Here is a 13,560-nt window from a genome sequence, read left to right as displayed (position 1 = left end):
TAGAAAAACATTAAATCTGCAATTCAGTATGATAAAACATTTGGGTGGCTAATATGCCTTCCCAAAAACAAGCTTCTTGTCCTGCTCGGATATTATCTGGTTCATGAAATCCGCAAATGCGAGATTCGCCGTAAGACGGTCAGGGTTAAAATAGCTTTTGACAGGCAGCAGCATCTGCTCAACCTTGCTGAATGGAACATCAGATGTTACATCCACTGTTAGTTCTTCGAAAGGAACCACCCTGGCCAGGACAGGCATGTGCTCAGCTTTGCCGTCATGGAGCATTTTTCTCAGCCTATCGCCAAGGACTTCACTCAAACGCATGTCATACTGGCTCGGCCCGCCCATTCTTGGATAATAATCTCCATGCTGGCATCTTACGTCAACTGCTCTGACTATGCGGTACTCCTCTTGGTTTTGCCTGCCATTCGGATAACTGATTTGAACAACATTCCGTTTTTTCAATGCATCTTGTATACCATCAATTGTTCTTTTATCATCCACCGGACCACCCAGTGAAATCAAGTCGCCAACTCCCCCCAGCTTTCTTTTTCCATAAGCAGTCTTCTTGAGCTGCACGCCATCAAATTTGGTGCCTTCTGAAACAGCGACAACGCAGCTTTGCGATTCCCTGTACATCTCAGCAACAAGATCATAGAGTTGGTTCTCCACGTCAGATGAAACATCAAACTCAGGGACTATCACAAATTCTGCCCCTCCATAACATGCCGCGAGTGCAAGCCAACCAGCATCTCTGCCCATTGTCTCTAGTGTAAAAACCCTCTTATTCGTTTCAGCTGTTGTCTTGAGCCGATGCGTCAAGTCCACAATCCTGAGCATTGCTGTTGGTGCACCAGGAGCAACTGCTGTTTCTATGGTCTCATTTTCGAAATTTTGGGATGTAAAAGTCCGAATATCATTATCAATTGTCCTTGGAAAAGCATACACTTTACAATTGGTCTCTTCATGGATGTATGGCACAGATGCTTTTGTGGCTGCGATTGTGCCGTCGCCCCCTATTGCAACAAGCACATCGATATGCTTGTCTTTGATTGTTTTAATTGCTCCTTGAAGTTTTGCTTCCCACAGTTGTTTTTCTTTGGGGTCGACCGGAATTTCCAGCGGTAAGGGGCTGTCCCTTAGAGAATAAAGTATAGAGCCGCCCTGGGCAGGCTCAATCTCACGTTCTGTTATGTCTTTCATTCGACCTTCAATAAGGCCAAGATAGCCCCCTTCTATGCCCCAGATCTTGTCAAAGCCCTCCATACGGGCTGCTTTTTTGATAGCTGCCAGAACAGAATTCAAGCTCGGCGTGTCTCCGCCATTTGTTAGCATACCCAGCGTTTTCATGCTATCGCCCCCTAAACATCAAAAGTATGATAAAGTATGATAATAGCAAAGCTGAGAATTGATATAACTTTAAATAGGTTTGCATTGGCAAGTAGTAATAGTCAACATAGTTAAGAAACTAGTAATTCAGCAGAACTTCAACATCCCTTCCAAATATGACCTTCATATCCTCAAAAATGGGCTCCTTGATGAAAACCTTTGGTGGAATAACCACTTTGGCAACTGCACGCTCCAGCTCCTCGAGGTTGCTGGCTTCTATCTGCCCCAATCTTCCTGAGGGCATCAGCCTGGCCTTGGAGATGTTCCTGTCCTCATTATCAATATCATGGATTATGTAAGCGATGTCATCCAGCAAAAGCACCTCGCCATATTTGTCGCCGTGCTTGACCCTGATTTTGGCGCGCTCAATCTCCCTGCCGCGCTTGCGCTGGAGGTATTCAACCAGGAACTTGAAGAGCTCCCCCGAAATCTTCTTGACCTCCTCCACCTCGTTCTTGCTCAGCCTGTTCGTATCATAATCCTTTTTGGCCTTGACAACAGTTTCCAGCAGCCTTTTGTACCTTGCCGGGACCTTGCCGGGCACAACAAGCTCTTCGTTGAAAATCCTTATCATCTCGTTCTCAGGCATCTTGCTGACATTTTCCAGCCTCAATATGTCGCGCACAACCGTGACCATGTTCTCATAAATTGTGGCAACGTCCTGCTCTTCCCGCTTGACTTCAATTTGGGCAAAAAGCTTCTTGATTGCCTTGAGGAATTTATCGGCGTCCCCGAGCAAAGTGTCGACTTCCTTGCCTGAAAGCTCCTTCTTGGTGCCATGCTCAATGTCCTTCCTTATTTTAACAACATTTTCCAGGATTTTCACATCCTCGGCGCGGAACATCTTTTCCTTTTCAACAAAAATCTGCCTCAAGAGGTCAGCTGTTTCCTTTGGCGCGGGTGGAGGGATGCCATACATCATCAATGCTGCCTGGCTAGGAGTCAAGATTGCATAGTAAATGTCCTCCATACCAATCTCCTTCAGCTTGAGCTCGACCCTGCGGAGCATTTGCTCGCCTGAAGACATGAACATGTCAATTGCCTCTGCGCTTGGCTTGATTTTGCCGCTTTTCAGCAGCTGTTTCCATGGCATGAATATCCCGCGGTCATAGAATGGGACGCCATCCCTCAGCAATGTGAAAATGATAGGATTTGCCTCTTTAAGGCTGTCCCAGAAATCAGTGAGGATGTAAACCTGTATGTTGAGCTTGTTCCTGATGCCGGTAAGCTCGCCTGCTTCCATGCCCATGCCAATTATGATTGCGCGCAGCTTGTCCTTCAGCTCAGCCCTGGTCATTTTCTTGACGTCGGTGTCATCAATGACAATCCAGACATCTATGTCGCTTGTCTTGGTGGCCTTGCCCTGCACCAGTGAGCCTGCCAGGACGTAGCTGACAATGTATTTCTCAAACTTCTTGATGACCATTGTCTTGTGGATTTCGGCTATCTTGATTGCAGAGAGCATGCCTGTATCATAAATCGGCGCGCCAAGGGCAATTGTCTGCAGCATCTCAAACTTGCCGTCGAAGCAGTTCTGCCATAGCTCGCTGAGGATTACTGTCATTGGGTTGAGATTCGGGTCAATGTCCTGCGCAGCCTTCTCGATGATTTGGGTCAGCTTTGTCTTGAGCTCGACTTTTGACATGCTTTGGCTGTCAGAATCATCAATAAGTATCAGCACATTGATTTTTTCATTATCCGGCGGCGGCACCTGTGGCGCATTTGCCCCGGGCTCTGCATTTGGAGGCGGCGCCTGGCTCTGCTGCGGCGGGAGAAGCGAAACGCCCACTATGTACTTGTCAAACTTCTTGAGAACCTCGGTCTTGAGCAGCTCAAGCTTTTTCTTGATGTCCTCAAGCTTTTGCCTGGCCTCTTTTGGAAGGGAATCCAAGAATTCCTTTTGCCTCGGGTCTTCTGGAACTGAACTGTCCTGCTTGCTGGCGCTTTTGTTCTCCTTTGGCATAGAAAATTCATCTCTTTTTCATTCAAACCGAATTCATATTGATATATAAATGTTTACCTTTTGGGTTTTCAGCCCGCTGCTGCCACATGCGCTGAATACCGCACTCAATGCCCTGGCAAATAGAGGGTTATCAGCAAGGTCACAGCAACGCCAAGGCAAATTGCAAAAATGTGCTCCAATGTTTCCCAAAGCTCGCATCTCCTGTGCAACTGCGGGACCAAGTTTGCGGCTGCGATATAAATGAAATTGCCTGCGGCAAAGCTGATTATGAAATACTCAAACCTGGCCATGGTTCCAATTATGAAGATTCCCAGTATCGCGCCGAGAATGGCAGCGGCAGCTGACAGCAGGTTGAATACCACTGCCTTTTTCTTTGACATGCCGGAGTACAAGAGCACGCCAAAGTCGCCGATTTCCTGCGGGATTTCGTGGAATATGATGGAAACAGTGGCTGCAATGCCCACTGTTGTGCTGACAAAATAACTGCCCGCAATGACCATGCCGTCAATAAAGTTGTGGATCCCGTCGCCAATGAGATTAATGGGCGCCAGGCTGTAGGCATGGCTGTGCTTTCCCTCAAACTGCTCGTTCTTGAGAGAGTGATGCCAATGCACGAATTTTTCAAGCAGAAACATTAGCAGAAAGCCAGAAAGGATGTACAATGCTGAGGTTGTGCTGTAACCGTGCTCTACAATCTCAGGGAGGAAATCCAGCACAACAGTGCTGAGCAGGACGCCGATTGAAATGCTCAGCAGGAAGAGGAGAAGCTTTTCTGATATTTTTGATTTATGGATGAATGGGAGGATTACAATAATTGAGATGAGTGACACTGCAATGACGCTTCCGATTATGTACAGGGTTTGCATTGTTCTCTGGAGATATAAGGTGTTTATATAGGTTGGTGATTATAAGAATTAATTTCTTATTTCTGCTCGGAAAATGCTCATTTGCCAAAAACTATTTACCACTTTTGAATAGTTTAGTTCGCAAAGCTTTTTAAAATGGCAAACAAGAACGCCATAGGGGGATTAAGTGGCTGACAGTGAGAGCTGCAAAGGGATACAATGATAAAGAAAGTTCCAGCTTCAAATCAGCAAATTAATTTGGAAGCAAGGCTCAAAGTAGTGAGGGATCCGAAAAGAATTCCGAGCTCTATCTTGATTAATGGTGTTTTTGATAAGGATAGCCTGGTGTATTACAAATCGCCTGATCCATCGTTGATTGCTGCCAAAGGAAAAATAGATGGCATTGAATGCGTGGTTCTCGGCCAGGAGCGGCCGAATACTGTCAACCCATCAGAGTCTTTATATTCAATGACCCCTGCTGGGTATTCCTATGCCCTTCAACGCTTGGATGAAGCGGAAAAAGCAGCGATGCCTGTGATAACTTTCATTGACACAGTTGGAGCGGATGCATCAATGAAAGCTGAAAAAGGAGGGCAGGCACTATTAATAGCAGATTGCATAAAGCGATACTGCGACATAAAAGCACCTGTGATTTCCGTAATACATGGTTTTGGTGGGAGTGGTGGAGCACTGGCTATGCAAGGACACGACAGGGTATTCATGCTTGAAAATGCCATGGAATCGGTTATTTCCCCTGAAAGTGCCATAAGGATAACTATGAACAGGGAACTGGCAGCAGGCACTCCGATGAGTGAGCTCATTCCATTAGCTCTTGATATGCTCCATCCGGAAGCCGAGCATCTTAAGGAGATTGGCATGGTGGATTATATTCTTCCCGAGCCGAAGAATGGGGCAAACAAAGGTTATAGAGAAGTTATAAAAACAGTTAGGGATGCAATTTCGGCAACCTTAAGCGAATGGACTTACAAGGATTCCAAAACAGGAGAAAGGGGCCTTACTAGGAGGAAAATTGACCAGATCGTGCGTGATAGGTACAGGCGGATTATGGATTATGGCAAGTTTGAGGGTCGTGTGGTTGGAAGCCTCCACGATTTCTGGACCAGATTTAGAAAAAGAGAACCCAAGGAATATATGCAGGACCTCACTTTTGTCGACGTGAATGAAGCTAATTTGAAAATCTCGAAAGAAGAATTTCAGAAGAGAAAAGAAAAAGGGACAAAAGGCCTGGGTGTAATGTGCGAAAGAGTTGAAGCTGAGGAAAAAACAACTTTTCCCCCATCCGGCGGGTGCGGGACTATTTCCGATGAAAAATGGATTCAGAATTTCTATGCCTGCCCGACTTGCGGAAAAGGGGAGTATTTAGCAATGGAAGAACAAATTAGGAAAATCCTGGATGAAGGCAGTTTCGCTGAGACTGAGCGAAACCTGACTTTAAATAATATCAAGGATACAAAAAGATATTCAGGCAACAAATATAAATCCGTGCTAAAAAAAGCTGAAGAAAATTCGTTTTCAAAAGAAGCGCTGGTAACAGGAACAGGCACCATTGATGGCAGGGAAGTGGTTGTTGCCATATCAGACATACAATTCATAGGGGGCTCCTTTGGTGCCGTGTTTGGGGAGAAATTCAGGCGTGCGAGCGAGCTGGCATACAGAAAGCGCGTGCCTTTGGTATCAGTGACCTCTTCAGGAGGGGCAAGGATGTATGAAGGGCCAATGGCCCTGGCACAAATGGCAAAGATGATTGCATCACTTTTGCCTTTGAAGCAAAAAGGGATATCATACCTTAGCGTCCTGGCTGACCCATGCACAGGCGGGGCATATGCAAGCTATGCCTCTGTGGGGGATATAATAATTGGTGAAAAGGGAAGTCTTGCTGCCTTCGCAGGGCCAAGAGTAACAATGGGTGCAGGCATTGAGGTTGATCCCGCCACAATCACAACTGACATGCTCTACAAAAATGGAAGGATACACCACCTGGTCAACAGAAAAGATGTGAAGGAAGTCCTGTCCTTCCATGTTGAATATTTCTACAACCACAAGTATCCATCACAACGAAAAAATACTGGAAGGATGCCTGTGATAAGGCAATAATTTCCCTTGCAGAAAACTTTTTCACAAATCCCCTTCAATCATGACATTGTCATCAATTTTTGTATAAGTGGGATTTTTCAGGCTTATTGACGGAAAAACTGGTGCATTCTGCCCGCCCCTTACATTGGGTGCAATGAACAGGATAACTTTGTCAGCAAGCTTCTGATTGATAAATGACCCATAAATTTTTGCCCCTCCTTCAACAAGAATGCCTGTTATGCCTCTTTTTCCCAAGAATGACAGGGCTTTTTTCAGGTCCACCTGGCTATTTCCGGCAACCTGGATTTCATAGCCTTTTTTCTCCAAGAGCAGTTTCTTGGCCTTATTGCATTTTGCTGTTGTAAAGATAATGGCATTCCTGTCCGCCAGCACCTTTGCATTCAGGGGCAGGGACAGCTTTGAGTCAAAGATTATCCTCATTGGGTCAATGCCTCCCCTTATCCTGCTGGTCAGCCTTGGATTATCTTTGAGCACTGTTCCTGAGCCAACCAGGATTGCATCATATTTGCTTCGCATTTCATGGACAATCCGTCTTGACTTCCTGTTTGATATCCACTTTGAATCGCGATTTTCAGCTGATATTTTTCCGTCAAGCGAGATTGCTGCCTTAAGCACAACAAGGGGCCAGCCCGTTGTGATAAAATGATTGTAGCCGTCATTTATTTCCGTTGCTGATACGGACAGGACTCCAGCGGTTATTTTGGCAACATTTTTCCTTAGGATTGAAATTCCCCTGCCGGCAACAAGCCTGTTCGGGTCCTTTGCCCCAATGACTACCCTTCCAATTTTTTCAGCCAGTATGCGATTGGTGCATGGTGGTGTCTTGCCATAATGGCAGCATGGCTCCAGTGTTATGTACAAAGTGCTGCCAGAGAGATCAGGAAGTTTTCTTTTTGCACTGTTGATTGCGTTAATTTCAGCGTGGGGCTCCCCTGCCTTGCGATGATAGCCTTTCCCAATGATTTTTCCATTCTTAACAAGGATTGCCCCCACTCTTGGGTTTGGGCTCGGCCTTGCCTTTTTGGCTAGGTCAATTGCAAGCCCCATATAGAATTCATCTTTCTTTTTGGAAATGGGTGAATTTTTTTTTCTCATATTGCGTCACTGATAAGGTGCCCAAACTTGTCTTTTTTCGTATTGAGATAGCCCTTGTTTTGGCTTGTTGGTTTTGTAATGCTCGGCACCCGTTCAATCACCTTGATTCCGCACATTTTAAGATTCTTCAGCTTTTCAGGATTGTTTGTCATAAGCCTTATGCTCTTAACTCCCAAGGATTCTATAATCCGCGCAGCAATGTGGAAATTTCTTTCATCAGCTTTCAGTCCAAGCTTAAGGTTTGCCTCAACTGTGTCCAGGCCCGTATCCTGGAGCGCATATGCCTTTATTTTGTTCATAAGGCCGATGCCCCTCCCTTCCTGGTCAAGGTAAATGATTGCCCCTGCGCCTTCACCTTCGATTTTTTTCATTGCGCCTTCCAGCTGGGCACGGCAGTCACATTTTATTGAGCCGAAAGAGTCGCCGGTAAGGCACTTTGAATGCACGCGAACAAGGACATTTTCCATCCCCTTGATTTTACCCTTGACCAATGCAACATGGTCTTTCTTATCCTGGCTGTTGGAAAAATAGATAATTCTAAAATCGCCAAAAGCTGTTGGGAGACTGGCCTCTGCCTCCTGTCTGACTTCTATTTCGCATGAAATACCATGCCCGCTTTCTTTCTTGCCTTTTTCCATGCTCATTGCCTCATGACATTTATCATTTTTGAAACAGTTTCAACAGCCCTGACAGAATATTCCTCGGCTCTTTCCTCGGCGTGCTTAATCGTTGCCTTTGGGCCTATGACACCTAGGCCAATGGGTATGCTGTGCTTCAGGGACAGCTTCATGATCTGCCTTGCGCAATTCTCTGCCACAACAACATCATGGCCGGTATCTCCCTGCTTGACTGCACCGAGCACAACTGCGCCGTCAATATTTTTTTTGGATAAAACATGCTTCAATGCCAAAGGAATTTCGAATGTGCCAGGGACATGTACCACGCTGGTAATATCCAAGCCAAGTTTTTTTGCTGTCTTCTCAGCATATGCGAGCATTTTTGAAGTAATATTGCCGTTAAAATCTGAGACTATGATTGAAATTCTGTGTTTCATTTGTTCTTCACCTGCCCTGCATCATTCCTGCCCTGTCGCCTGCCTGTCCCTGCATAAGGGCTAAGGGCTGTCTTTCCTTTTAGCAACTCAATGGCATTCAGTGCATGCTTCGATGCCCTGTTTTTTGCCAGATTGTGCAAGTCTTTGTCGTCCTTTGCCTCATCCATGTGCACAAAAACCTCAAGTATGTGCCTGTCAGCCATCAGCTGCACCTGCTGGATTGCCATAGATGCCTCATGGCTGCATTGCTTGTCAATTGGCTCAGGCCCGACCATGCCCAATGCCATAACAATATCGCAATTGTGGTGCTGGAGCAAGCGCTTGCACGCCAATGGGAGATCCTTGACGCCAGGAACAGTGTACCTCTCAATTATGATGCGCTTGCCCACCTGGCTGAATGCCTGCTCAACAAAAGCGAACATGTCAACCCTGGAAAATGTCGTATCAGCAACCCCGATTTTCATGGCCCATCCCTCTCAACTGAAATTTCGCTGCCATCCATGAGCGAGAATTTCCTTCTCAGGTTTATGGGAGCAATCAGCTCTGCTATGTTCTCTGGATGCCTTGCCCGGACCGGGGCAATCAGCGCGCCCTTTACAGATTTGCCAATTCTTACTTTGTAGCAATGGACTACGCCAAATGTGCGGGTTTTTGTCCTGAATTCCGGGATAGTGATCTGCTCAGACCCTGCAAGGAAGACTTTCTTGGATGCCGGGTCAACCTTGATGTTAAGGGTGCCTGGAAAGGGGGCGAATCCAAGCATTTTCCTGAATTTGCCGGAATATATCTTCACATAATACCCCCCTTCGCCCATGCCGCTTGTGACTTTGCCATTGATTTTGGAGGTTGACTCAAAGATGCCCTTAAGGAGCATGTATTCTGACTTGAGCATCAGCAGGCCCTTTTCCTTAATGCTGATTGTCATGCCTGACGGAGCAGAAGCCCGGAGGATTAAGCCTTTTTGCTCAAGGCTTCGAAGCTTGCGGGAGATGCTTTGCTGGGATATCCCAATTTCAGCTGCAAGCCTGCCAGTTGATGTCTTCAGCTCGCCACGGCCAGAATTCCTTGCAATGCATAAAAGCAGTTCATCCAATATCCCACCGAGGTTACGGATACTTTGGCTACTTAAAAAGCTTATGTTTAACAGAAATGAGTAACAGGGTTTTTTGGCCCAGACTTTTTGCAAAAAAGGCTGGCTGCATTGTGCGACAGAAAAAAGGACTATGAGGATGATTATCTCGGAGGGTATCGCCCATATTGCTGCTGATTCTGCGCTTGTTGGCCTTGTGGTGGATACTGTTGCGGATACTGCTGCTGGCCTGCCGGATATTGCTGCTGGTATTGCTGCTGGCCTGCCTGGTCCTGCCGGTATGGGTCGGATTGGTAAGCAGCTTGCTGGTATTGCTCCTGAGCATTGCTCTGGATTTTATTTCCCCTTTTTCCAAGGAAAAGAATGACCAAAAAAACTGTTATGACTACAATAACAATAAGGCCGATGTCCCATAGCAGGTTAAGTTCGCGCGATTTTATGTAAACATTTTCCGAATCGAGCATGTCGAATATGTCAATTGTGATTTTATCTTCTTCAATGGTGCCGGCATCAGCTTCGTAAATCGTCCCGGGCATTTGAACAACATAAGTAAAGGACATGCCCATTGCGCCAGCCGCAGCTTTAGCCTGTTTCAATTGGTCTGTGTCAAATGATTGCCCCTGGGCATCTCCCACGTCGGACAAAATTGAATTGACAGCCTTGGCGTCAAATGTATATGTAACATAAGGGATGCTCCTGGAAACTTTGAATGCCGGGTTGCCATCAAGCGATGTTTCGCCAGACATTACAACCTTAAGGTCATCTGTCACAGAGCACCTGGGATTTTGAAGGCTTGTGGAGTTATAGAATCCCGCACATGATTCTTCCATCTCACTCTTGGAATCAGAGGCATCCTCGCCATCAGCAGACTCATTGGCAAATGCCTGGGCCATTGCAGATAGGGCAGACATGTCATAGATCACCTGCACCTCAGATGAGCCGTCTGCGTTGATAACCTGGTTAATAGTCAGCTTTATGCAGCCAGACATTAGAACAGCTATGAGAATCAATGATGCCAGTATCACTCTTTTTTTGGTAATCACAGTAGCCAGACAAGACGTAAAAGCCTATATATATTTTTCCATAGCGATTGTGAAGCGATAGTTTAGAGATTAAGGATTATTTTCAACTAAATTTATCCTTTTTTGAAAAAAGGGTAAATACCAAAAACTCACTATATTTCGAACCATTTATCAATTTCCTTCGCAAGAGCTGGCCTCGGCTCGCACGGAAGCTGGGGAGACGCTCACTTCGTTCGGTCTCCCGAACTGCAACTAAAGATAAAATTATGTATAACTTAAATTTCGAACCATTTATCAATTTCCTTCGCTATTTGCTTAAGTTCATTGCAAGTCCGTTTCATATCCTTCTCAATGTCGTTGACCAAAAGCTCAAGGGTGTCTTCCCTGAGGATATATTTGTTCCTCTCATTCATCACAATGCCTGACTCTATAAGCTTGTTCATATGGTGCATGACTGTGCCGCGGGAGAGCTTCAGCTTTGTTGCAATCTCATCGCTTGTCAGGGGCTTTTTGATTTTGGAATTCTTGAGCAGCTCCAGGAAAACGCGGAACATTGACTTGTCCTTGTCCCTCAGGCCAAACAGGCCAAGAGACGCTCCAAGCCATTGCAGGTCGGCATTGATATCATTACGCTCTGGCTTCTGGCTTCTGATGATGGTTATGCGCTGGTAGGAGTATCTCATATTTGGTCACCGGATTCTTGAATAGACGTCACTATATAAATTTTGCCTGATTCATTCACTGTTCGGATTTCAGCCAAAGCGATTCAAAATGTTTTTTATAAACTGCAATCATTTCCTTATTCTTGCTTACAATCACCCTGAACTTTTTTTCAGTATATAAAAATTGAACAATCAGGTTATCAGAGAGTGTTACACAGGAAGGCCCGCAATAATCCCTATCCAGGAACCGGATATTGAAATTCTGCCATTCCATCATCCTCACGTCAAAATATTTTTTCGAATTATCATCATTGTAGGACACTAACCTGGCCGGAATCTTGTTTATCATTCTTTCCTTATGCCATTTATTGCTGAACTCTCTCCCGTAAATCTGGGCCAAATCCCATGAAAATCCAAAACCAACGAGTTCTTTGGCCCCCTTCGCAACAAGCTCCATCCATGCCCGCTGAATCCCTTCGACGCCTGGGTAGATCTTTATTTCGCGGTCCCAGATGCTGTAAAAAATAATGAATTTTCTTTGGCTATCTCCTCGCTTTCAATCAATATAGCAACCGGATTATCTGCCCATATTGCGATTATGGTGTTGTTTCCAAATGTGAAAGTGGTGGTGTTGTATTTACCATCCTCGCCCAGCAGGTCAGATTCAGAGTATGGCACGCTAATATTCTCGTTGGACAGCAGCTTAATCATGATTTTTTCCTTGCGCCTCCTTTGATTCCAGATGTCATAGTAGGATTCCATAATTTCAATGAAAGGAGCAATTGAGCCATGAATCAAAACTTCCTTTTTTTCCTTTAAGATTAGATTCAATGCCGTGCGAATGCCTTTTTTGGAGGAGTACAATTCGACTTTGGGTCCTTTTTTTATTGGCTTTTTCAGTCTTTCGAGGTCAGGCAAAATTGACTTCAGCTGCTCCTCTCTTTCTTTTAGAATGGCAAGAAGGTGTGATGGCTCGGCAGGCTTGAAGTATTTTTTGCTGTCCTTAATTACATAGCTGGCCATGCCCAAATCCAGGAGTTTCTTAAGCCGGTCATAGGTAAAGGTTCTATTGGTGTTCGTGCGGTCAGCCAGCTGGTTTGCCGTGCCTTCGGCAAGATTCAGCAATGCAATGTATAATTTGACTTCTGCCTCAGTCAGTCCAAAGTTCTGGAGTATTTCTTCGCTTTGCATTCGATGTGAAATGTGTCCTGGTAAATAAACTTGTCGTTTTATTTTAAGACAACATAAATATAAATATAAGAGATGTTACTACTATATTGTGATTAAGATGAAACAAAGTCGTATAAAAAAATATGCGGAACTTGAAGCCAGAATAGGCAATACTCCCTTGGTTAAGTATTCAGGGGAAGTGCCGAATGGGAATTCTATTTTTATCAAGAGGGAATGTGATAATCACTTCGGCAGCCATTATGACAGAGTCTACCTGGCATTGTTCAAAGCATTCGAGGAAACTGAAGGGTTAAAGCCCGGAATGAATGTTCTAGAGACAACTTCTGGAACAGCCGGAGTTTCATTTGCCGGCATAGGCAAAGAGCTCGGGTACAATTGCTTTGTTATGATTCCAGACGATCCCATCAAGCAGAGAAGGATAGAAGCAATCAAAGCACAAGGAGGGATTATTCTCCCGACGCCGGCCATTGAAGATATACAGGGGTTTACAAAAGAGAGAATCATAGATAACATCAAAAAATATGGAGCAAAATTTCTAAATCATTCCATGGGCCCAAAAGGAACAAATAACGAAGTAACCTTGGGAGCCTTGTCACAGATTGCCCAGGAAGTTTTGAAAAAAATCGATGTAGATGTGTATGTAGGGGGAATTGGAAATGGGTCAAGCATTGTCGGGCCCGGCAGGGTCTTTAAGGAGTATGATCCCGACACAATCATAGTAGGTTATAAACCAAGAAAAGCAGGGAAAAGTGAATTTCCAGGCTTGATGAACCAAGATGGGCTGGAGAAAGTTATAGATTTCCCGCATATCAGGGAAGCCAATCAATTGATTGATAGGGTATTCCTGGTGGATGATTGGGAGAAAGGAGTTTTTGACCAGGAAGATTTGGGGAGATCCGGCAAGGCAGGAATAGTTGTAGCTTTGGACATAGCAAAAGGGGTTTCTGGAAAAAATATCCTCGTCCTTGGTTATGACAAAGCGGAGAGGTACTGAGATTATAATTTTATTGTTAAATCCCGTCAGTTTGTATTCGTATCTCTGTTATCCCGAAACTGGTTTACATCACGAAACTGCTTTACATAATTCGTCCCAAACTTCTTTTGGCGTTTTGTAATTCAAGCTCATATGGGGCC

General features: G+C 45.1%; 14 protein-coding genes. 2 read left to right on the top strand and 12 right to left on the bottom strand.

Translation table 11 applies throughout. The features are described 5' to 3' along the window. Positions 1-48 precede the first annotated feature (48 nt). The 3 genes from J4227_06915 to J4227_06905 form a co-directional block, all read right to left on the bottom strand. Positions 49-1,350 carry a 6-phosphofructokinase gene (locus J4227_06915; protein MBS3110232.1) on the bottom strand — a complete coding sequence of 434 codons (1,302 nt, stop codon included), beginning with the start codon at positions 1,348-1,350 and terminating at the stop codon, positions 49-51. 118 nt (positions 1,351-1,468) lie between these two features. Then, positions 1,469-3,352, bottom strand: a complete 1,884-nt coding sequence (locus tag J4227_06910) for a nucleotidyltransferase domain-containing protein (protein MBS3110231.1) — start codon at positions 3,350-3,352, stop codon at positions 1,469-1,471. A 104-nt stretch (positions 3,353-3,456) separates the two neighbouring features. Then, entirely contained in the window at positions 3,457-4,218 is a 762-nt protein-coding gene (locus tag J4227_06905; protein MBS3110230.1) for a ZIP family metal transporter, read from the bottom strand. 198 nt (positions 4,219-4,416) lie between these two features. Here J4227_06905 and J4227_06900 point away from each other — a divergent pair, with 198 nt between their 5' ends. Next, positions 4,417-6,312, top strand: coding sequence for a hypothetical protein (locus J4227_06900; GenBank protein ID MBS3110229.1), 1,896 nt, complete (start codon positions 4,417-4,419; stop codon positions 6,310-6,312). Between the two features lie 21 nt (positions 6,313-6,333). Here the strand turns inward: J4227_06900 and ribD are convergent, their stop codons facing one another. From ribD to J4227_06855, 9 genes are all read right to left on the bottom strand, one after another. After that, positions 6,334-7,407, bottom strand: a complete 1,074-nt coding sequence (gene ribD, locus J4227_06895) for a bifunctional diaminohydroxyphosphoribosylaminopyrimidine deaminase/5-amino-6-(5-phosphoribosylamino)uracil reductase RibD (protein MBS3110228.1) — start codon at positions 7,405-7,407, stop codon at positions 6,334-6,336. Continuing rightward, positions 7,404-8,051, bottom strand: a complete 648-nt coding sequence (ribA, locus tag J4227_06890) for a GTP cyclohydrolase II (protein MBS3110227.1) — start codon at positions 8,049-8,051, stop codon at positions 7,404-7,406. Before ribA ends, ribD begins: the two co-directional genes overlap by 4 nt. Then, positions 8,048-8,461 (bottom strand): 6,7-dimethyl-8-ribityllumazine synthase, encoded by a 414-nt coding sequence (gene ribH, locus J4227_06885; protein ID MBS3110226.1) that lies wholly within the window; start codon positions 8,459-8,461, stop codon positions 8,048-8,050. The genes ribA and ribH overlap by 4 nt, the downstream gene beginning before the upstream one ends. Then, positions 8,458-8,925, bottom strand: a complete 468-nt coding sequence (gene ribC, locus J4227_06880; protein ID MBS3110225.1) for a riboflavin synthase — start codon at positions 8,923-8,925, stop codon at positions 8,458-8,460. Before ribC ends, ribH begins: the two co-directional genes overlap by 4 nt. Further along, complete coding sequence (locus J4227_06875; GenBank protein ID MBS3110224.1) at positions 8,922-9,554, bottom strand: CTP-dependent riboflavin kinase; 633 nt, start codon at positions 9,552-9,554, stop codon at positions 8,922-8,924. Before J4227_06875 ends, ribC begins: the two co-directional genes overlap by 4 nt. A gap of 140 nt (positions 9,555-9,694) precedes the next feature. Then, complete coding sequence (locus J4227_06870) at positions 9,695-10,594, bottom strand: hypothetical protein (GenBank protein ID MBS3110223.1); 900 nt, start codon at positions 10,592-10,594, stop codon at positions 9,695-9,697. Between the two features lie 254 nt (positions 10,595-10,848). Next, positions 10,849-11,256, bottom strand: a complete 408-nt coding sequence (locus J4227_06865; protein MBS3110222.1) for a winged helix-turn-helix transcriptional regulator — start codon at positions 11,254-11,256, stop codon at positions 10,849-10,851. A 55-nt stretch (positions 11,257-11,311) separates the two neighbouring features. Continuing rightward, positions 11,312-11,692 (bottom strand): hypothetical protein, encoded by a 381-nt coding sequence (locus J4227_06860; protein MBS3110221.1) that lies wholly within the window; start codon positions 11,690-11,692, stop codon positions 11,312-11,314. A 38-nt stretch (positions 11,693-11,730) separates the two neighbouring features. Beyond that, a complete protein-coding gene (locus tag J4227_06855; GenBank protein MBS3110220.1) occupies positions 11,731-12,426 on the bottom strand; it encodes a hypothetical protein in 696 nt (231 codons plus the stop codon). A gap of 97 nt (positions 12,427-12,523) precedes the next feature. On the opposite strand from J4227_06855, the gene J4227_06850 reads away from it, so the two are divergent. Continuing rightward, entirely contained in the window at positions 12,524-13,420 is an 897-nt protein-coding gene (locus J4227_06850; protein MBS3110219.1) for a pyridoxal-phosphate dependent enzyme, read from the top strand. Positions 13,421-13,560: the final 140 nt, after the last annotated feature.

The organism is Candidatus Woesearchaeota archaeon, assembly GCA_018303405.1.
In the GTDB taxonomy this organism is placed as follows: Archaea; Nanobdellota; Nanobdellia; order Woesearchaeales; family JABMPP01; genus JAGVYD01.
Note: the sequence above shows the minus strand (reverse complement) of the source record. Positions and strands in the feature narration are given on the sequence as shown.

Coding starts and splice junctions, on each gene's coding strand:
- ribA (MBS3110227.1), bottom strand. CDS start 8,051: ATGAGCATGGAAAAAGGCAAGAAAGAAAGCGGGCATGGTATTTCATGC.
- J4227_06850 (MBS3110219.1), top strand. CDS start 12,524: ATGAAACAAAGTCGTATAAAAAAATATGCGGAACTTGAAGCCAGAATA.
- J4227_06900 (MBS3110229.1), top strand. CDS start 4,417: ATGATAAAGAAAGTTCCAGCTTCAAATCAGCAAATTAATTTGGAAGCA.
- J4227_06865 (MBS3110222.1), bottom strand. CDS start 11,256: ATGAGATACTCCTACCAGCGCATAACCATCATCAGAAGCCAGAAGCCA.
- J4227_06855 (MBS3110220.1), bottom strand. CDS start 12,426: ATGCAAAGCGAAGAAATACTCCAGAACTTTGGACTGACTGAGGCAGAA.
- ribH (MBS3110226.1), bottom strand. CDS start 8,461: ATGAAACACAGAATTTCAATCATAGTCTCAGATTTTAACGGCAATATT.
- J4227_06860 (MBS3110221.1), bottom strand. CDS start 11,692: ATGGAGCTTGTTGCGAAGGGGGCCAAAGAACTCGTTGGTTTTGGATTT.
- J4227_06905 (MBS3110230.1), bottom strand. CDS start 4,218: ATGCAAACCCTGTACATAATCGGAAGCGTCATTGCAGTGTCACTCATC.
- J4227_06915 (MBS3110232.1), bottom strand. CDS start 1,350: ATGAAAACGCTGGGTATGCTAACAAATGGCGGAGACACGCCGAGCTTG.
- J4227_06910 (MBS3110231.1), bottom strand. CDS start 3,352: ATGCCAAAGGAGAACAAAAGCGCCAGCAAGCAGGACAGTTCAGTTCCA.
- ribC (MBS3110225.1), bottom strand. CDS start 8,925: ATGAAAATCGGGGTTGCTGATACGACATTTTCCAGGGTTGACATGTTC.
- ribD (MBS3110228.1), bottom strand. CDS start 7,407: ATGAGAAAAAAAAATTCACCCATTTCCAAAAAGAAAGATGAATTCTAT.